An 18832-nucleotide genomic window follows, 5' to 3' on the forward strand; every position below is an offset into this window, starting at 1 on the left:
TGGCCCGGCATCAGGCCAACTGGCGCAGCGTGTGCTTGATGGTTTGCGCGCGGGCAGCCACGTCGGGCATCTTTGCCTCGATACGCAACTTGTCCTGGCCGGCCAGCTTGATATGCCGATTCTTCTGCACGAGGTCAATGATGCGGATGGCATCGATCGGCGGATTCGGCACGAACTGCATGCTGACCGTGGCTTCGCCCGCGTCGATCTTGCGCACGCCCAGCGGCGCCGCGGCGATACGCAGCCGGTGCGTCTCGATCAATGCCTGCGCCTGCGAGGGCAGCCGGCCAAAGCGGTCGATCAGCTCCTCCTGGATGTCGTCGACGCGCTCGCTGGCCTCGCAGTTGGCCAGGCGCTTGTAGATCGACAGGCGTTCGTGGACATCCGCGCAGTAATCGTTCGGCAGCAGGGCAGGCGTGCCGAGGTTGATCTCGGTGGTGGCGGCCAGCGGTGCCATCAGGTCCGGCTCCTTGCCAGCCTTCAGCGATTTCACGGCGGCATTGAGCATGTCCGTGTAAAGCTGGAATCCGATTTCGTGGATTTCGCCTGACTGCTTGTCGCCCAGCACCTCGCCGGCGCCACGGATTTCCAGATCGTGCATGGCCAGATAGAAGCCGGAACCCAGTTCCTCCATCTGCTGGATGGCCTCCAGCCGGCGTTGCGCCTGGCGCGTCAGCCCCTCGACATCATGCACGAGCAGATATGCGTAGGCCTGGTGGTGCGAACGGCCCACACGGCCGCGCAACTGATGAAGCTGCGCCAGACCGAACTTGTCGGAGCGATGGATCAGGATGGTGTTGGCTGTCGGCACGTCGATGCCGGTTTCGATAATCGTCGTGCAGAGCAGGATGTTGTCGCGGCGCGAGACGAAGTCCCGCATCACGCGTTCGAGTTCGCGCTCGTGCATCTGGCCATGGGCCACGGCGATACGGGCCTCTGGCACCAGCTCGGCCAGCTTGGCGCGCTTGTTCTCGATCGTCTCCACTTCATTGTGCAGGAAGTAGACCTGACCACCGCGCTTCAGCTCGCGCAGGATGGCTTCGCGGATCACGCCGTCTTCCTCGCGTCGGACGAAGGTCTTGATGGCCAGTCGCTTCTGCGGCGCGGTGGCGATCACGGAAAAATCGCGCAGACCTTCCAGTGCCATGCCCAGCGTGCGCGGGATCGGCGTGGCGGTCAGCGTCAGCACGTCGACCTCGGCGCGCAGTGTCTTCAGCGCTTCCTTCTGACGCACGCCAAAGCGGTGTTCCTCGTCGATGATCACGAGCCCCAGGCGCTGGAACTTCACCTCGTCGGACAGCAGCTTGTGCGTGCCAATCACGATATCGACGGTGCCTTCGTTGATCTGCTTGATCGCGGCGTCGATTTCCTTCTTCGTCTTGAAACGCGACAACTCGACGATACGCACCGGCCACTCGGCAAAACGGTCGGACAGGGTCTGGAAATGCTGCTCGGCCAGCAGCGTGGTTGGCGCGAGCATGGCGACCTGCTTGCCACCCAGCACCGCCACGAACGCCGCGCGCAGCGCGACCTCGGTCTTGCCGAAGCCGACGTCGCCGCAGACCAGCCGGTCCATCGGCTTGCCCGACGTCATGTCGGCGATCACGGCGGCGATGGCCGCGGCCTGGTCAGGCGTTTCCTCGAAGCCGAAGCTCTCGGCAAACGCCTCGTAGTCCCTGGGCTGCAGCGGGAAGGCAAAGCCCTCGCGCAGGGCGCGGCGCGCGTACAGGTTCAGCAGTTCGGCGGCCGTATCGCGGATCTGCTGCGCGGCGCGGCGCTTGGCCTTGTCCCACTGGCCAGTTCCCAGCGAATGCAGCGGGGCTGTCTCCGGATCGGCGCCCGAATAGCGTGAAATCACATGCAACTGATGCACGGGCACATAGAGCTTGCTGCCTTTGTCGTAGTCCAGGTGCAGGAATTCCTCGTCGCCCTGGCCCATGTCCAGCGTGACCAGACCCTGGTAGCGGCCAATGCCATGCTCGCTATGCACGACGGGGTCGCCGATCTTGAGTTCGGCCAAGTCGCGCACCATCGCATCGACGGTACTCGCCTGTTCCTGCTTGCGCCGGCCCGAGCGGCGTGCCGTGCCGGCGTAGAGTTCGGCCTCGGTCACGAATGCCATCTGCGCCGACGGCAGTGCGAAGCCGGTCTGCAGCGGTGCCACCGCGATCGAGAAATGCGAATCGCCCGCCAGGAAGGCGGCGAAGTCGTCGACGATCATCGGACGCAGGCCACTTTCCGCGAACAACTGCAACAGCGTCTCGCGGCGGCCAGCCGAGTCGGCGCACATCAGCACACGCGTGGCCTTGTTGAGCAGCAGCGATTCCAGGTTGACCAGCGGATCTTCAGCGCGTCGATTGACCGATACATCGGGCAGGTGTCCGGCGAAGGCGGGCGCGTCGGCAGGCGCGGCATCCCGCTGCAGTACCAGTCGCGCCAGCGGCTTTGCGCCGACGAAGAACTGTTCTTCCGACAGGAACAGGTCCGCTGGCGGCAGTAGCGGCCGCTCGCGGTCATGACGCATGAAGTTGTAGCGCTGGGTGGTGTCGGCCCAGAAGCGGCGAATGGCCTCGTCCACATTACCCGAGAAGGCAAGCTGGGTGCCCTCGGGCAGATAGTCGAACAGCGTCGCGCTTTGCTCGAAGAACAACGGCAGGTAGTACTCGATACCGGCCGACGGCACGCCATTGCCGATGTCCTTGTAAATCGGCGATTTGGTCGGGTCGCCCTCGAATAGTTCGCGCCAGCGGCCCCGGAAGGCGGTGCGCGCGGTTTCATCGAGCGGGAACTCGCGGCCGGGCAGCAGGCGGACTTCCTTGACCGGATAAAGGCTGCGTTGCGAGTCGGGATCGAATGCCCGGATGGTTTCGATCTCGTCGCCGAACAGGTCGATCCGGTACGGCAGGGCCGACCCCATCGGATACAGGTCAATCAGGCCGCCGCGCACGCTGTATTCGCCGGGGCGCATCACGGCGCTCACGTGCTCATAGCCGGCCAGCGTGAATTGCGCCTTCAAGGCCGCTTCGTCGAGCTTGGCCCCCTGCTTGAAGAAGAACGTGTAGGCCGCCAGGAACGCGGGTGGCGCCAGCCGATAGAGGGCGGTTGACGCCGGCACGAGCATCACGTCGCACTGACCACCCTGGATGTCGTGCAGGGTCGCCAGACGCTCGGAGACCAGGTCCTGGTGCGGCGAGAAGCTGTCGTACGGCAGGGTTTCCCAGTCGGGCAGCAGACGCACGCGCAGTTCCGGGGCGAACCAGGGGATCTCTTCGGCCAGACGCTGCGCATCGACGGCATGGGCGCAGACGACGGCCACCATCGGCGCGCTGCGGCGATGTTGCCGCGCATAGGCGGCGACCGCGAGCGCGTCGGCGGAACCGGTCAGGCCGTTGACGGCATGACGCAGACCCGGTTTGATCAAGGGGAAGCTGGCGAACGGAAAAGCGGCGTGGTTGTCAGGCATTGGCAGCAGAGGCGCTTGAAACGACAACACCCCGCCGGCGTTTGCGAGGGCCCGTTGTTGCCCTGTGACGGGCTGGGCCCGGGCTGTTCACGGGCGAGGATCATGGTTCATGCCCACTGCATCGGCAGCGCCAGATGGCGGCGGGCGAGGGCCGTATTATAGAATGCACCCCGGCCGGTTTGCCGGCCGGTTTCCGATATTCCATCTCCCGCAAATCCGTGTCAGATCGCCGCTTCGCCCTGATTCCCTGTGCCGGTACCGGCAGTCGTGCCGGAGGCCCCATCCAGAAGCAGTACCAGACCGTGGCCGGACGGCCGATGCTTTGGTATGCGCTGGCCGCCTTTTCCGCTTGCGACGCCATCAGCGCCACCGCGCTGGTGCTGGCCCCAGACGACATACCGCTCGAGTCCCGTTTCGGCGCCGCCGCATTTGCCGGGCTCCGCTTCGATACAGCGTTCGTAGGCGGCGATTCCCGCCATGCCTCGGTACTCGCCGGTCTCCATCATCTTGGGACCATGGGCGCAGTGGATACCGACTGGGTGCTCGTGCACGATGCGGCCCGGCCCGGCCTGACGCCCGCGATGATCGACACACTTGTGCGCGCTGTCGAGTCCGACGATGCCGCCAGCGAGCCGATCGGCGGCATTCTTGCCGTGCCGGTGCCGGACACGCTCAAGCGTGCCGACGCCGCTGCCCGCATCGGCGCCACCGTGCCGCGCGAAGGACTGTGGCAAGCCCAGACACCGCAGATGTTCCGAATCGGCGTGCTGCGCCATGCGCTGGAGGATGCGCTGGCCGCGGGCGCGGTGGTGACCGACGAGGCGAGCGCGATCGAGCGGCTTGGACTGCATCCGCGCCTGGTCAATGGTTCGCTGCGCAACTTCAAGGTGACGTACCCCGAGGATTTCGCGCTGGCGGACGTACTGTTGCGCACTGGCACACCGACTTCCAACACGTGACAAACGTGATCCATCCAGACAAAGGAGCCGCATTGAACCCGTTCGATATCCGCATTGGCCAAGGCTATGACGTGCACGCCCTGGTGCCGGGCCGCAAGCTGATCCTCGGTGGCGTGGACATTCCGCACGACCGCGGACTGCTCGGTCATTCCGATGCCGACGCGCTGCTGCATGCCGTGACAGACGCGTTGTTCGGTGCCGCGGCACTGGGCGATATTGGTCGTCACTTTCCCGATACCGATCCGAATTTCGCTGGCGCCGACAGCCGGGTACTGCTGCGTGAGGCGGCCCGTCGTGTTCGCGAAGCGGGTTACGAGATCGGCAACGTCGACGCCACGGTCATCGCGCAGAAGCCCAAGCTGGCGCCGCATATCGGCGGCATGGTGGCCAATCTCGCGGAAGATCTCGGCCTGCCCGTCACGCGCTGCAACGTGAAGGCGAAGACCAACGAGAAACTGGGCTTCGAAGGAAAGGAGGAGGGGATCGTGGCGCAGGCGGCGGTACTGATCTACCGCCGCAACGGCGACGCCCAGGACTGAGCTTGTCGCCTGAAGTCTGAAATCGCGCCGTTGGCCGTCAGGCCTTCGGCGCTGTAGCTTGCGCCGTTTCGGTGGTGATCGGATAGACGTAGTCGATCAGCCGCGCCATCGCGCCGTGACGCGCACCGGCCTCCGTGCGTTTCTCGAATCCCATCTGCTGGCACAGACGGTTGGCGGAATCCATTTCCGGCATGGTGCGGCAGACCAGCGTCTTCGACCCGATGTCGCGCGCACGCTGGATGCAGATCTGCATCAGGCGGTGCCCAAGTCCAAGTCCCCGCGCCTGCGGGCTGACCGATAGCAGCCGCGCTTCGGGCTGCGTGAGCGTGATCATGCTGCCGTCGAGGGCCGGCACAGTTGCGTCGGGGTGGCAGAAGAGCACCGCGCCGCTGATGCCGTGGTCGGTCTCCGCGACCCACCACTCCATGTCCGGATTGTCCTTGGCGGCCAGCACGGACTGCATGCCGCGCTGGAACGACGCGCGACAATCTTCCATGATTTCGAGCTCATATTGCCCGTAGGCATGTTGCGTGACGGCGGCGATGTCGCCCCAGTCGTAGGTCGCCGCCAGGCGAAACCGGAAGCGAGGTGAATTTTGCGGAGGCAGGGTGCTCATGGCGGTAACGGTGACGTGGCCTTGGGTGGATTGTAGGCCGTCCAGTGCACAAATGCATCGGTACAACGATGTCTGATGTGTGACACTTCCACGATGCGTGCGTGTTCACGTTCGCCGCGCAGCAATGGAAAAGCCGGCGGCACCCGTGAGGGTGCGCGCCGGCTTGCATCCGTCACGCAGGTGATTTACCCGCGTACCTTCCAGATTACTCGGCAGCGATCACATTCGCGGCAGCGCCGATCACCGCGGCGATGCGGCCCACGTCGCGCAGTTGCTGAGCAGTCATGCCTTGCTCGGTCTTCAGCAGTTGGTAGTGCGACTTGATGCAGAAATGGCACTTGCCGATGACCGATGCGGCCAGCGCGTACATCTCGAAGCGCCGCTTGTCCACGCCACCATGGGTGGCGTAGGCGTTCATGCGCAGGCCGGCGGGCTGGCTGGCCAGATCGGGGTCCTCGGCCATCTCGACGTAGGGATACCAGAGGTTGTTCATCCCCATCAGCGCGGCGGCCGTCAGCGCGCCGTTGACTTCTTCCGGCGACAGCACGTTCGCATTGCGGATGGCATCGACCAGGACCTTGCTCTTGGCGGCAAAAGCGGCCGCAAGCGCCACGCCAACCGCGTCGTTGCCTTCCAGCGACGAGCGTGCAATCGTGCCGTCCACATTCAGACGGATGTCCTTTGCATAGTCAGGGATCAAATTCTTGATCGTGCTGAGGAATTCCATTTATTTCTCCTATCGTCGAGGGCTCAAAAAACCCGCGCGGGGCGGGTTTCGACGTGAAAGGGCGCTGGCCCTTCCACGCTTGATGCGCCAGTTTGCTCGAGGCGACTGGCAGGCAGGCCGATTACAGCGTGGCGCCGCCAACTGCACGGTTGCACGGGCAGAGTTCGTCCGTTTGCAGACCGTCCAGGATACGCAGGACTTCTTCCGGGTTACGGCCGACGTTCAGGTTGTTCACCGAAACGTGCTGGATCGTGTTGTCCGGGTCGACGATGAACGTGGCGCGCAGCGCAACACCGGCGGCCTGGTCGCGCACGCCCAGTTGATCCACCAGCGAACCGGTCACGTCGGCGAATTGCCACTGGTTCAGCTTGTTCAGGTCCTTGTGTTCGCGACGCCATGCCAGCTTCACGAACTCGTTGTCGGTCGAGCCACCCAGCACGATCGCGTCACGATCGGCGAAGTCGCCGTTCAGCTTGGCGAAGGCCACGATTTCGGTCGGGCACACGAACGTGAAGTCCTTCGGGTAGAAGTAGATGACCTTCCACTTGCCTTCGAACGACTTTTCGGTGATGTCTTCAAACGCCGACTGGCCGTTCTCTTCGTGGTTGTTGAAACCGGGCTTGACGCCAACGACGTGGAAGGCTTCGAGCTTGTCACCAACGGTCTTCATACACTTCTCCTGATACGGTTGAACAGAATGAGGCGCGCATTCGCATGGCGAGTTCCCTAATGCAATGGAAATGTCACTTGTGCGAGTGCAACAAAAGGGGATTATGCGTCGTCGGAGGCGCTGCGGCCAATTGATATTCTCAAACAGCCCGATAGGCAGCGCCTAGGGGGAGAGACGAAGCACGGGGGAGTATGCCATGCGCGGACGCGCCTGACGGGGACACCGTAGAAATTCAGAGGGATCTGAAACGGGTCACGCCGCCTTCACGCTTGCCTGCTATGCGAGATGGCAGGAATGTGAAGGCGGCGTGTGGCGTCAGGTGACGCGCGACACGTGCCGCGTGATGTTATGCGGCGCTCAGCGCGGACTGCTCGCGACGTGTGCGGAAGATGATGATCGTGGCGACCAGACCGCATGCGGCGGCGAACATCAGCCACAGGCCCGGCGCGGCCTTGTTGCCCGTGGCGTGGATCAGGTAGGTCGAGATCGCCGGCGTGAAACCACCGAACAGTGCCGTGGCCAGGCTGTATGCCAGCGAGAAGCCAGCGGTGCGCACGGCGGGCGGCATGACTTCGGTCAGCGTGACGACCATTGCGCCGTTATAGCTGCCGTACAGGAACGAGAGCCACAGTTCCACCATCAGCAGGCGTTCGAACGACGGGGCGGCCACCAGCCACGATACGGCGGGGTAGGCGGTCACCAGCGTGGCGATCGTGAAGAACACCAGCAGCGGCTTGCGGCCAATGCGGTCGGACACTGCGCCCATCAGCGGCAGCCAGATGAAGTTCGACAGGCCGACGCACATCGTGACGATCAGGTTGTCCACGTCGTCGAGCTTGAGCACGGTCTTGCCGAAGGTCGGCGTGTAGGCCGTGATCATGTAGAACGACACCGTGGTCATCACCACCATCATGCAGCCGGCGATGATGATGCCCCAGTTGTCGAGCATCGAACGATAGATCTCGTTCACGCTCGGGCGATGCTTGCGCGTGCGGAACTCCTCGGTCTCCTCGAGCGAGCGGCGGATGATGAACAGGAACGGCACGATCAGGCAGCCGATCAGGAACGGCACACGCCAGCCCCAGCTATCCATCTGCGCCGGCGCCAGCGTGGCGTGCAGGATCACGCCGAGCAGGCCCGCGAAGATCACGGCTACCTGCTGGCTGGCCGATTGCCATGCCACGTAAAAGCCTTTCTTGCCAGGCTTGGCGATCTCGGACAGATACACCGAAACTCCGCCCAGTTCCACGCCAGCGGAGAAGCCCTGCAGCAAACGTCCGAACAGGACCAGCAGCGGTGCGGCCACGCCGATCGTCGCGTACCCTGGCACCACGGCAATGAGCAGCGTGCCGGCCGCCATCAGGATCAGTGTGAGGATCAGGCCCTTGCGACGGCCGTGGTGATCGATATAGGCGCCCAGGATGATGGCGCCCAAAGGTCGCATCAGGAAGCCCGCGCCGAACGTGGCCAGCGAGAGCATCAGCGATGCGAATTCATTATCTGAAGGAAAGAACGTATGAGCGATGGCTGCGGCGTAAAAGCCATAGACCATGAAGTCGTACATTTCCAGGAAGTTGCCGCTGACAACGCGGAACACGGTGCGGAATCCGTGTTGTGACTGGGTAGTGCTGGACATGGCTGTCTCTCGATCACCGCCGGTTGGCCGGCAGTATGTTTTCGGTGTGGGCAGCCAGGGCGTTTGGGGTTGCGGCAGGCGGTGCCATGGCTAGGGATGCAACGGTATGCATCGGACCTGTCGATGGGCGGAAGTTTGCGCCGAATCGCTGTCAATCGCCTGTCAACAAGCTTACAAAACCCTATCGTTTGCTGTCGAAAACCTGTCAATGCGCCGCATCGAATACATTCGCGGCGATTTTCTCGAGATGGCGCTCAGGCGCGCCGGAAGATTGCGCTGACCACCAGCCCGGACTTGGGGGCCGGGCGGTTGGCAAGGACCAGCCTGCCGCCGTTGCGCTGCAGGATGCGGTTGACGATGGACATGCCCAGGCCGGCCCCCTTGGCCTCGCTGCGGGCGGCGTCGAGCCGGTAGAACGGGCGCGTCAGCAGCGACAGCTCTTCGTCTGGCACGCCCATGCCGTTGTCCGCCACGACCAGCACCGCATCCTTGTCCTCGACGCGCGTGGAGATCTCCACTTCGGCCATGCCGGTCTCTTCGTCCTTGGCGTAGCGCCGCGCGTTCTCCACGAGGTTGTCGAGAATGCGCTGGATTTCCATGCGGTTGGCCATGGCCATCACCGGGCCGTTCGATCGCACGTGGATGCGCACGTCGTCATGCGCGGCATAGACGCCAACGGACTCCTGCACGAGCGTCGACAGATCGACCGGTTCCACGACTTCCTGCCCTGGCCGGGCATAGTTCAGGAACTGGCCGATGATCGCGTCCATCTGTTCGATGTCGGCGATCATCGCGTCGCGGGTGACGTTGTCCACGGGGGACATTTCGGTTTCCAGCCGCAGGCGGGTGAGCGGCGTGCGCAGATCGTGCGAGATACCTGCCAGCATCACCACACGGTCGTCATCGAGCTGACGCAGGTCATGCACCATCTGGTTGAAGCTGCGGTTGGCCTGCGCCACTTCGCTTGCGCCCTGTTCGCGCAGCGGCGGCGGATCGCCACCGGACCCGATCTGGCGGGCGGCGTTGGCCAGTCGTTTGAGCGGATAGTTGACGCGCGCGGTGATGAATGCCGCGCCGATGATCGACAGCATCAGCGCCGCGATACTCCACCAGAGCCACTGGATGCCTGGCACGCGCTCGAATCGTTCTGGGCTGATGGCGACCCAGTAGTCGTCGCCTTCGATTTCGAAGCTGACCCACACGCCGGGGATGTCGTTGACCGTGGTCGCGATGACCGTGTCTTCGCCCAGGCGGCCGCGAATCTCCTGTTGTACGAGTTGTGTCAGGAACGGGTTGGCCGTGGGCGCGGCGAAGTCATCGTCCTTCTCGCGCGGATAGACCTTGATGCCCTCGTTCTGGACGAGGTCGAGCAGAAGGAACCGGCGACGAGCCGGGTCCGAGTAGAGCAGGGCCGCGCGGGTGAGCTTGACCACGCTGACTACCTGCATGGCGATCTGCTGGGCACGCGGCGCGCGTTCGAAGAGCCGGTAGCTCTGGAACCAGATACCCAGCGAGATCGCCAGCAACAGGGCGATCAGCATGAAGGTTCGCCAGAAGAGCGAACCAAAGAACCGCGTTGCGGTACGGCCGAGAGCGGTCGCCACGATGAAGCTGTGAGGTGCGACCGGAATTACTTCACGCCATCGGGGATAAAGACATAACCCAGGCCCCAGACCGTCTGGATGAAGCGCGGGTTACCCGGATCCGGCTCGATCAGCTTGCGCAGGCGAGAAATCTGCACGTCCAGGCTGCGGTCGAAGACTTCGTACTCGCGGCCGCGTGCCATTTCCATGAGCTTTTCGCGCGAGAGCGGCTGGCGCGGGTGGCGCGCGAAAACCTTGAGCACCGAGAACTCGCCCGTGGTGAGCGTGATTTCCTCGTCGTTCTTGGTCAGCGTGCGCGTGGCCAGGTTCAGCACGAAATCGCCGAAAGCGAACGTTTCCGGGGTTTCCGACGGGGCGCCAGGCACTTCGGCGGGACCCTTGCGGCGCAGCACGGCATGAATCCGCGCGATCAGTTCGCGCGGGTTGAAGGGCTTGGGCAGGTAGTCGTCCGCGCCCATTTCCAGGCCGACGATACGGTCCACGTCTTCGCCCTTGGCGGTGAGCATGATGATCGGGGTCTGGTCGTTGGCGCCTCGCAGGCGGCGGCAGATGGAAAGGCCGTCCTCGCCCGGCATCATCAGGTCCAGCACCAGCAGGTCGAAACGCTCGCGCAGCCAGAGCTTATTCATGGCCGTGGCGTTTTCCGCCACGAGGACCGTGAAGCCCTGCTCGCCGAGATAGCGGCGTAGAAGATCGCGCAGGCGCGGGTCGTCGTCCACGACGAGAATCTTGTGGCTGGTATTTTCCATGGCGGTATCTTAGCGACTATCGCTTTCGCTCAAAATGGCTTAACAAAACGTTACATACTTTACCCTGTGGTATGGCGGCGTGCACCTTTTGTGCATTTACACTCCGCAAACCGTATTCCTGATGCCGATTTTCGGTCCAATTTCAGGAACGGCCACCACGGGCATCCCGCGCCCCTTGTCGACGGCAGGGGCCACGCAGCCTCCCCCCAGTTGATGCTGGATGGCAGGCGGTCGGGGTGCCGTCGAAACCGCCATTATCCAATGAAAGTGAAGCGAATCCGGCCTGGGCATACCCTGCGGCGCGCGACGTACGCGCGAGCAGCATGTCTGGCTGGCCTGACCCTGCTGATTACGGCTGCATCCGGCGTGGCGCTGGCCCAGTCGGCGGGTATGGCACATCTGCTTCATACATCGAAAAGCCAGTCCTCATCCAGCGCCCAGGGCGGCAACGGCCAGGCATCGGAGCGGGGTCGCCCGTCCGGCCGGCGGTCCGACAAGGCCGAGTCCGAACGGGACATGGCCGACCGCGCCACGCGGCAGGGTCAGCGCGGTGGCAATCCCCGCCTGTCGCCCGACGAGCGCAAGACGTTACGCAAGAATCTCTACGATCTCAGCCGCGAGATGTACCAAGGCGGCTGAGCAACCGCTTCAGGGTGATCCTGGCGTCGTTGCGCGGCCTTGCCGTACCGCGCCCCCCCGAAGCCCAGTCCGCTCAGTCCGCTCAGTCTTTCACCCGGAAATGCCGCAGGAAGTCCACGAAGACTTCGGCTGCCTGTTGCGCGTCTTCCTCGGTGATCGTCTCGAGCGGGTTGTGGCTGATACCGCCATTGCCGCATCGGACGAACAGCATCGCCACATCGATGATGCGGTGCATCATCATCGCATCGTGGCCTGCGCCTGAAGGCAGTTCGAACACTTCATGGCCACGCTTTTTCAGCACCGCGCCGAATTGATCCATCAGCCATCGCGCGCAGGGTGCATTGTTGACCGGCGTCACGCGCTCCACGCTGGCCTTCAGGCCGCGCTTTGCGGCAATCCGCTCGATCCCGGCGACGATATCGGCGATGGCGGCCTCGCGGATGCCGTCTTCGCCGGCGCGAATGTCCATCGAGAACACGCACGCAGCCGGAATCACGTTGCTTGACCCGTTCGGCACCTGAAGCTGGCCCACCGTGCCCACCAGCGTCGGCACCTGGGCGCAGCGCGACTCTACAAGCAGGATCATCTCGGCGGCACCCGTCGCGGCATCACGGCGCATATCCATCGGCGTGGTGCCTGCATGGCTGGCCAGACCCTCTACACGTACCTGGAAGCGGCTGCTTCCGGCAATCTGGGTCACGATGCCGAGCGGCAATCCGCGATTGAGCAGCACCGGGCCCTGTTCGATATGGACTTCGACAAAGCCAGCCAGTGTCGACGGATCGACCGCCGCAGCGCGCAAGGCGTCGATGTCGCCGGCGCCGGGCAGGCCGGAGTCGGCCAGCGCCTCGCGCATCGTCACGCCATCCACGTCAGCGCGGTCGAGCAGCGCGGGGTCGAAGCGCCCCGCCAGCACGCTACTGGCCAGAAAGCTGGTCTTGAAACGCAGGCCTTCTTCCTCGGCAAATCCAACCACTTCGAAGTGATAGGGCAGGTGGATGCCGGCATCGCGCAGCGCGCCAACGACGGCAATTGGCAGCAGGATGCCGAGCCTGCCGTCATAGCGGCCGCCATTGCGCACCGTGTCGAAGTGCGAGCCCGTCATCAGCACCTTCGGATTGGCCGTGGCCGAATCGGCCGCGTAACGGCCAATCACGTTGCCGATCGCGTCGATCCGTACCGTCATGCCGGCATCCTCCATCCACCGTGCCAACTGCGCTTGTGCCTGGCGGTGGGCGGGCGTCAGATAGGCGCAGGTCAGGCCGTCCTCCATATCCGAGAAGCGGGCAAGGGCTTCGGCGCGTTCGAGGATCGACTGGCCGAGGGAAGGGGTGGCGATGGTCATGGCGTCAACGACAGTAGGGCGGAAAGCAGAAAGGCAGAAAAGCAGAACGAAGCCGGGGGTTAGCCATTCTTCAGCCAGGTTTTCCAGGCAATCCAGAGCTTGCGCATCGGCGTCAGATCGATGTGCTGGTTCAGGACCTGGAAGTCGCTGGCTTCGATTTCGTCCAGAAGAGCGTGCTGAATGGCCGCGAAAGCCAGCTGGGCACGCTGAGACCGACGATCGGCGCGTGGCAGTGCAGCCAGTGCCTCGCTGTACAGCGCGCGGGCTTGCGTGGCCTGTTCCCGCATCAGCGCGACGAAGCGGTCCGAATGGCGCGACTGGAGGATGTCCGCGGCGGGCACTTCGAAGCGTTGCAGCGTATCGACGGGAATATAGATGCGGCCATGGCGCGCATCGCCACCGATATCCTTCACGATGCGCACCCGCTGCAAGGACAGCCCAAGCTGTTCCGCGGCGTCGAGCGTGCGTGGGTCGGAGTGGCCAAGCACGCGAGCCATCAGCTTGCCGAATGTGCCGCCAGAGGCGCGGCAGTATCGAAGCAGGCCGATCTCGTCCAGATAGCGCGATTGCGCCAGATCCATCTCGGTGGCGGCGAGCATCTCCGCCATTTCGGCCTGCGGCAGCGCATCCAGATGCGGCTGCAGCGCCTGGCTGACCGGGTGGGCTGCCCCCCCGTCGTACAGGCGGCGCAATTCCGCGCGCCACCAGTCCAGGCGCTGATGGGCTACGCCGGCGTCATGGTTCTCGTTGACGATGGCATCGAGTTCCTGGCGCCAGGCTTGCAGCGCGGTCAGGGCGTTGCGGCGGTCGGAGGGGAGAAGCAGGCTACTGTAGTAGAAGCTGGAGCCGCTCTGGGCGGCCTTGTCCTGGCAATACTGATCGGGCGTCACGCCAATCTCTTTGAATGTGGGGCGGCGGGGGCGGCGCCAAAGGCGCGGATTGTAGCACCGGGCGAAGCCGCCGGCGCCTTCAGGCGCCCGCTGACGCTCGCCTGCGGACCTTTCGTCGCACGATACGCCTGTTCGTCATCCGCCGTTTGACGCACTCGAGGGTGATCAGTATATTACTGACCGGCCAGTTATTAATTTCTTCCCTTGGCCCCAGGCATCCGCGCAGATACCTGAAAGTTATCCCAAAGACGCATTCCAGAGAGTCGCTCGCCGTCAGGCGAGGGCCACCGGCTGCACCCGTTCCACCGACCAGATATCGCTTGTCCATGCCAGTGCATTACGCCGGGCCGGAAGTTGCGGCCGTAGACGCTGAAGTTCGTTCTCTCGCGCCGCTGCCGGAACGTCGGCGCGGACGCCGTGCCGCCCGGCCTATCGCAGCGGGCCTGGCCGTGCTTGCGCTTTCGACTGCCTTGATGCTGGCTGGCTGCGGCAAGCAGGCGGAATCGGTCGAATACGTGCGGCCGGTGCGGTTGCTGCAACTGAACCCGGCAACGGGCAAGACGGCCTTTGAATTCTCCGGCGAGGTGCGCCCGCGCGTGGAGTCGCGCCTGGGATTCCGCGTGGGCGGAAAGATCGCCGCCCGTCTGGTGGACGTGGGTGCCACTGTGCGCAAGGGTCAGCCGCTGGCCCGGCTTGATCCGACCGACCTGGGGCTGGCGGAAGCCGGCGCGCGTGCCCAGTACGACGCGGCCAAGACTGACCGCGATCTCGCGGCCTCCGATCTCAAGCGCTACAACGAACTCGCGGCCAAGGGATTTATCAGTGCCGCCGAGCAGCACCGCCGCCAGGCCACTTACGATTCGGCTGCTTCGAAGCTGGAGCAGGCCCAGGCCAATCTGCGCAATCAGGCGAACCAGACCGGCTATGCGGTGCTGACCGCCGACGCCGATGGCGTGGTGACCGCGATCGACACCGAGGTGGGGCAGGTCGTGACACCGGGCCAGCCGGTGATCCGTGTGGCGCAGACGGCCGAAAAGGAAGTGGCGATCGGCCTGCCGGAAGATCAGGTCGACATGCTGCGTGGCATTACCGAAGTCACGATTCGCACCTGGTCGGAACCGGATCGCGTGCTGCCGGGACGGGTTCGCGAGATTTCCGCAGCTGCCGATACGGTGACGCGGACGTACCCGACGCGTGTCAGCGTGCCGAATCCGCCGGCTGACCTGCGCATCGGCATGACCGCCGTGGTGACCTTTGTCCGCTCTGGCGACAGTGCCGCGATTCGCATTCCGCTGACGGCCCTGCTGCAGAACAACGGCAGCAATCAGGTCTGGATCTATCAACCGGATTCCGGCGGCAAGGGCACGGGTGGCACGGTCAACCCGGTGCCGGTGATGCTTGGCAACGCCGACGGCAACCTGATTGAAGTGCGAAGTGGTCTGAAGCCGGGTCAGGTCATCGTCACGGCGGGTGTGCACCTGCTCAGGCCGGGGCAGAAGGTCAGGCCGATGCAGAGCATCGCTCCGGCACAGCCGGCCTCGAATCCTGGCGCGCCGCTGGCCGCGCTGGATAGGCGCCTGGGCTGAGGGCGGCGCATGGACCATTCCCGCTTCAACCTGTCGCGCTGGGCGCTTGAGCACCAGCCGCTGACCCGCTACCTGCTCGTCGTGCTGCTGCTGGGCGGCCTGTTGGCCTTCTTCCAGCTCGGGCAGGACGAAGATCCGCCGTTCACGTTCCGCGTGATGGTCGTGCAGGCGCTCTGGCCCGGCGCTACCGCCGAGCAGATCGCCGTGCAGGTGACCGACAAGATCGAACGGCAGCTACAGGAAGTGCCATACGCGGACAAGATCCGCAGCTTCTCGAAGCCGGGCGAGACCACGGTGATCTTCCAGCTGGCCGACAACGCGCCGGCCAAGGACACTGCGCAGATCTGGTACACGGTGCGCAAGAAGATTGGCGACATCCAGCCGACGCTGCCACAGGGCGTGCGTGGGCCGTTCTTCAATGATGAGTTCGGCGATGTGTACGGCTCGATCTATGCGCTCTCGGCCGACGGCTTCACTTACAAGGAACTGCGCGAGTACGCGGATCTCGTGCGGCAGGAGATGCTGCGCATCCCCGCCGTGGCCAAGGTGTCCCTGCTGGGGCTGCAGGACGAGAAGCTCTATGTCGAGTTCAATCAGGCACGCTTCGCGCAGCTTGGGCTGGACATCAACGCGATCGCCAACCAGATCGCCGAACAGAACAATCCCACGGGTAGCGGTGTCCTCGTGACGCCGACCGACAACCTGCAGATCCGCATCACCGGGCAGCTTGGCGGGGTGGCAGACCTGAAGAACCTGGTCCTGCGGGGGCCGAACGGCATCGCCAATATTCGGCTGGGCGACATCGCGCACGTCTATCGCGGGTATGTCGATCCCCCGGTGAGCCGGATGCGTTTCAACGGCAAGGATGTGATCGGCCTGGGTATTTCGATGGAGAAGGGCGGGGACATCATCGCGCTGGGCAAGGAACTGCGCCGCGTGGTCGATGGCCTGCGCAACCAGTTGCCGGTCGGCATCGAGATGGATCAGGTCCAGGATCAGCCGCAGGCCGTGAAGCACTCCGTGGGCGAGTTCGTGCGGGTGCTGATCGAGGCCGTTGTGATCGTGCTGGGTGTGAGCTTCGTCTCGCTCGGGCTCCATACGCGGCCGTTACGGCTCGACGTACGTCCCGGACTCGTGGTGGCGCTGACGATTCCGCTGGTGCTGGCCGTGACGTTCCTGTTCATGAACATATTCGGCATCGGGCTCCACAAGATATCGCTTGGCGCGCTGATCATCGCGCTGGGCCTGCTGGTGGACGACGCGATCATCGCGGTCGAAATGATGGTGCGCAAGCTGGAGGAAGGATTCTCCAAGATGGAGGCCGCCACGTTTGCCTACACGTCCACGGCAATGCCGATGCTGACCGGCACGCTGATTACGGCGGCGGGCTTCCTGCCCGTGGGGCTGGCGCGCTCGACCGTTGGCGAGTACACGTTCGCGATCTTCGCGGTGACGGCGCTGGCGTTAGTGTTGTCCTGGCTGGCGGCGGTCTACTTCACACCGTACCTGGGCTATCTGCTGCTCAAGACGCGTCCGAGCGACGGCGGCCATCACGAGGTGTTCGATACGCCGTTCTACGCGCGCTTCCGTGCGCTGGTGAACTGGTGCGTCACGTGGCGCAAGACCGTGATTGTGGTCACGCTGGCGGCGTTCGCGCTGGGGCTGTTCGCGTTCAAGTTCGTCGAGAAGCAGTTCTTTCCCGATTCGAGCCGCCCCGAGTTGATGGTTGAACTCTGGATGCCGGAAGGCACGAGCTTTGTGCAGACCGAGGCCGAAGCCAAGCGCTTCGAAGTGGCGATGCGGCGCGACAAGGCTGTGGGCAGCCTGACCACGTTCATTGGTACCGGCGCGCCGCGCTTCTACCTGCCGCTGGACCAGATCCTGCCGCAGTCGAACGTCGCGCAGCTGATCGTGATGCCGGCGGACGCGGAGCAACGCGACGTGCTGCGCAAGCGCATCGAGCAGGTGCTGGCCGCGGAGTTCCCACAACTCCGGGGCCGCGTGAAGCTGCTGCCAAACGGGCCGCCCGTTGCCTACCCGGTGCAGTTCCGGGTGATTGGTCCGGATGCCGCCGGGGTGCGCAAGGCGGCGGATCAGGTGCGGGCCATCATGGCAGCCAATCCGAACACGGTCGGCGTCAATGACAACTGGAACGAGAACGTGAAGATGCTGCGTCTCGAGCTTGACCAGGACAAGGCACGTGCGCTCGGTGTGACCACCAACGCGATTGCCCGCGCCACGCAGGCGGTGCTGACCGGCGTGCCGGTTGGCCAGTATCGCGACGCGGACAAGCTGATCGATATCGTTATGCGCACGCCGAAAAGCGAGCGCGACACGATGTCGGACCTGAACAACATCCTTGTGCCGACCAGCACGGGCCGCGCCGTGCCGCTGACGCAGGTGGCGCGCGTGACGCTGAAATCAGAGCCCGGCGTGCTCTGGCGCGAGAATCGCGACTTCGGCGTTACCGTGCAGTCCGACATCGTCGATGGCATCCAGGGCCCGACCGTGACCGCGCAGATCGATCCGAAGCTCGACGCGATCCGCGCCAGCCTGCCGCCCGGCTACCGCATCACGATCGCGGGCGCGCAGGAGGAAAGCGGCAAGGCCGGCGCGTCGATCGCCGCGCAACTGCCGCTGTGCATCTTCCTGATCTTCACGCTGCTGATGCTGCAGTTGCACAGTTTCTCGCGTTCGGTGATGGTGTTCCTGACCGGCCCGCTGGGCCTGATTGGCGCGGCGGCGACGCTGTTGCTCCTGCACGCGCCGATGGGGTTTGTCGCCCAGTTGGGCATTACCGCACTGCTCGGCATGATCATCCGCAATTCGGTGATTCTGGTTGATCAGATCGAGCAGGACATCAAGGCGGGCATTCCGCCGTGGCAGGCCATCGTCGAGTCAGCGGTGCGTCGGGCCCGCCCGATCATGCTGACCGCCGCAGCGGCGGTGCTGGCGATGATTCCCCTGTCGCGCTCGACCTTCTGGGGGCCGATGGCCGCCGCGATCATGGGTGGCCTGATCGTCGCCACGGTGCTGACGCTGTTGTTCCTGCCTGCGCTGTACGCGGCGTGGTTTCGCGTCCGGCCGCCGGAAGGCGGGCAAGGGGTGATGACGAGCTGAGGATTGGGGGGTAGCTGCAGGCCGCTACGGCCTGCGCTTTTTCCATTCGTAGTCGGGCGGCGGGTCAGCCGCGCCCGGCTTGCCGACCGAGTTCGGATTTTCCGAGCAGAGCGTGACGAAGCTGACCGGCTCGCCTGCAAACTGGCGACGGCGCAGCGCCTCCGCGAACTGCAGCGCATCCTTGAGTGCATCGCCGGGGAACGATTGCGCGTGCGGCGCCAGACCGTCGGCGGTGGCCTCGGTCCAGTAGATCATGTACATACGGGGAGCATCTCTAGCTTGGGCGGGC

Annotated in this window: 15 protein-coding genes; 5 read left to right on the forward strand and 10 right to left on the reverse strand. The window is 64.4% G+C overall.

The window, feature by feature from the left end; translation table 11 throughout:
• Positions 1–10 precede the first annotated feature (10 nt).
• On the reverse strand, positions 11–3463 hold the full coding sequence (gene mfd / locus RN01_RS14415; protein ID WP_039016681.1) for a transcription-repair coupling factor: 3453 nt from the start codon (positions 3461–3463) through the stop codon (positions 11–13).
• 134 nt (positions 3464–3597) lie between these two features.
• Here mfd and ispD point away from each other — a divergent pair, with 134 nt between their 5' ends.
• Both ispD and ispF read left to right on the forward strand, forming a co-directional pair.
• Positions 3598–4422, forward strand: coding sequence for a 2-C-methyl-D-erythritol 4-phosphate cytidylyltransferase (gene ispD, locus RN01_RS14420; protein WP_024570462.1), 825 nt, complete (start codon positions 3598–3600; stop codon positions 4420–4422).
• Between the two features lie 32 nt (positions 4423–4454).
• Complete coding sequence (gene ispF, locus RN01_RS14425; RefSeq protein ID WP_008651554.1) at positions 4455–4961, forward strand: 2-C-methyl-D-erythritol 2,4-cyclodiphosphate synthase; 507 nt, start codon at positions 4455–4457, stop codon at positions 4959–4961.
• A 37-nt stretch (positions 4962–4998) separates the two neighbouring features.
• On the opposite strand, the gene RN01_RS14430 is transcribed toward ispF, so the two are convergent.
• The 6 genes from RN01_RS14430 to ompR all read right to left on the reverse strand — a co-directional run bounded on the left by RN01_RS14430 (position 4999) and on the right by ompR (position 10963).
• Positions 4999–5577, reverse strand: coding sequence for a GNAT family N-acetyltransferase (locus RN01_RS14430; protein WP_017514532.1), 579 nt, complete (start codon positions 5575–5577; stop codon positions 4999–5001).
• A gap of 205 nt (positions 5578–5782) precedes the next feature.
• Entirely contained in the window at positions 5783–6304 is a 522-nt protein-coding gene (locus RN01_RS14435; RefSeq protein ID WP_011516678.1) for a carboxymuconolactone decarboxylase family protein, read from the reverse strand.
• 121 nt (positions 6305–6425) lie between these two features.
• On the reverse strand, positions 6426–6974 hold the full coding sequence (locus RN01_RS14440) for a peroxiredoxin (RefSeq protein WP_008651557.1): 549 nt from the start codon (positions 6972–6974) through the stop codon (positions 6426–6428).
• 346 nt (positions 6975–7320) lie between these two features.
• Entirely contained in the window at positions 7321–8610 is a 1290-nt protein-coding gene (locus RN01_RS14445) for an MFS transporter (protein WP_017514531.1), read from the reverse strand.
• Positions 8611–8864: 254 nt separating this feature from the next.
• Positions 8865–10214: an ATP-binding protein gene (locus tag RN01_RS14450; protein ID WP_024570463.1), complete on the reverse strand. Its 1350-nt coding sequence runs from the start codon at positions 10212–10214 to the stop codon at positions 8865–8867.
• A gap of 26 nt (positions 10215–10240) precedes the next feature.
• Positions 10241–10963: a two-component system response regulator OmpR gene (ompR, locus tag RN01_RS14455; RefSeq protein ID WP_006576352.1), complete on the reverse strand. Its 723-nt coding sequence runs from the start codon at positions 10961–10963 to the stop codon at positions 10241–10243.
• A gap of 261 nt (positions 10964–11224) precedes the next feature.
• Here ompR and RN01_RS14460 point away from each other — a divergent pair, with 261 nt between their 5' ends.
• Positions 11225–11602, forward strand: coding sequence for a hypothetical protein (locus RN01_RS14460; RefSeq protein WP_017513458.1), 378 nt, complete (start codon positions 11225–11227; stop codon positions 11600–11602).
• An 82-nt stretch (positions 11603–11684) separates the two neighbouring features.
• Here RN01_RS14460 and RN01_RS14465 read toward each other — a convergent pair whose 3' ends face one another.
• Positions 11685–12947, reverse strand: a complete 1263-nt coding sequence (locus tag RN01_RS14465) for a Zn-dependent hydrolase (protein WP_017513457.1) — start codon at positions 12945–12947, stop codon at positions 11685–11687.
• A gap of 59 nt (positions 12948–13006) precedes the next feature.
• Positions 13007–13837, reverse strand: a complete 831-nt coding sequence (hpnD, locus tag RN01_RS14470) for a presqualene diphosphate synthase HpnD (protein WP_017513456.1) — start codon at positions 13835–13837, stop codon at positions 13007–13009.
• Positions 13838–14163: 326 nt separating this feature from the next.
• Here hpnD and RN01_RS14475 point away from each other — a divergent pair, with 326 nt between their 5' ends.
• Together RN01_RS14475 and RN01_RS14480 are read left to right on the forward strand one after the other, a co-directional pair.
• Entirely contained in the window at positions 14164–15423 is a 1260-nt protein-coding gene (locus tag RN01_RS14475) for an efflux RND transporter periplasmic adaptor subunit (protein WP_017513455.1), read from the forward strand.
• 9 nt (positions 15424–15432) lie between these two features.
• Entirely contained in the window at positions 15433–18543 is a 3111-nt protein-coding gene (locus tag RN01_RS14480; RefSeq protein ID WP_024570464.1) for an efflux RND transporter permease subunit, read from the forward strand.
• 24 nt (positions 18544–18567) lie between these two features.
• On the opposite strand, the gene RN01_RS14485 is transcribed toward RN01_RS14480, so the two are convergent.
• Positions 18568–18804 carry a hypothetical protein gene (locus tag RN01_RS14485; protein ID WP_008651565.1) on the reverse strand — a complete coding sequence of 79 codons (237 nt, stop codon included), beginning with the start codon at positions 18802–18804 and terminating at the stop codon, positions 18568–18570.
• Between the last annotated feature and the right edge of the window lie 28 nt (positions 18805–18832).

Source organism: Cupriavidus sp. SHE (assembly GCF_000812445.1).
Lineage (GTDB): Bacteria > Pseudomonadota > Gammaproteobacteria > Burkholderiales > Burkholderiaceae > Cupriavidus > Cupriavidus metallidurans.

Excerpts from the sequence above, each read along its gene's own strand:
- ompR (WP_006576352.1), bottom strand. The coding sequence starts at position 10,963 with ATGGAAAATACCAGCCACAAGATTCTCGTCGTGGACGACGACCCGCGC.
- mfd (WP_039016681.1), bottom strand. The coding sequence starts at position 3,463 with ATGCCTGACAACCACGCCGCTTTTCCGTTCGCCAGCTTCCCCTTGATC.
- ispD (WP_024570462.1), top strand. The coding sequence starts at position 3,598 with ATGGCGGCGGGCGAGGGCCGTATTATAGAATGCACCCCGGCCGGTTTG.
- RN01_RS14475 (WP_017513455.1), top strand. The coding sequence starts at position 14,164 with ATGCCAGTGCATTACGCCGGGCCGGAAGTTGCGGCCGTAGACGCTGAA.
- RN01_RS14440 (WP_008651557.1), bottom strand. The coding sequence starts at position 6,974 with ATGAAGACCGTTGGTGACAAGCTCGAAGCCTTCCACGTCGTTGGCGTC.
- RN01_RS14465 (WP_017513457.1), bottom strand. The coding sequence starts at position 12,947 with ATGACCATCGCCACCCCTTCCCTCGGCCAGTCGATCCTCGAACGCGCC.
- RN01_RS14485 (WP_008651565.1), bottom strand. The coding sequence starts at position 18,804 with ATGTACATGATCTACTGGACCGAGGCCACCGCCGACGGTCTGGCGCCG.
- RN01_RS14430 (WP_017514532.1), bottom strand. The coding sequence starts at position 5,577 with ATGAGCACCCTGCCTCCGCAAAATTCACCTCGCTTCCGGTTTCGCCTG.
- RN01_RS14480 (WP_024570464.1), top strand. The coding sequence starts at position 15,433 with ATGGACCATTCCCGCTTCAACCTGTCGCGCTGGGCGCTTGAGCACCAG.
- RN01_RS14460 (WP_017513458.1), top strand. The coding sequence starts at position 11,225 with ATGAAAGTGAAGCGAATCCGGCCTGGGCATACCCTGCGGCGCGCGACG.
- RN01_RS14435 (WP_011516678.1), bottom strand. The coding sequence starts at position 6,304 with ATGGAATTCCTCAGCACGATCAAGAATTTGATCCCTGACTATGCAAAG.
- RN01_RS14445 (WP_017514531.1), bottom strand. The coding sequence starts at position 8,610 with ATGTCCAGCACTACCCAGTCACAACACGGATTCCGCACCGTGTTCCGC.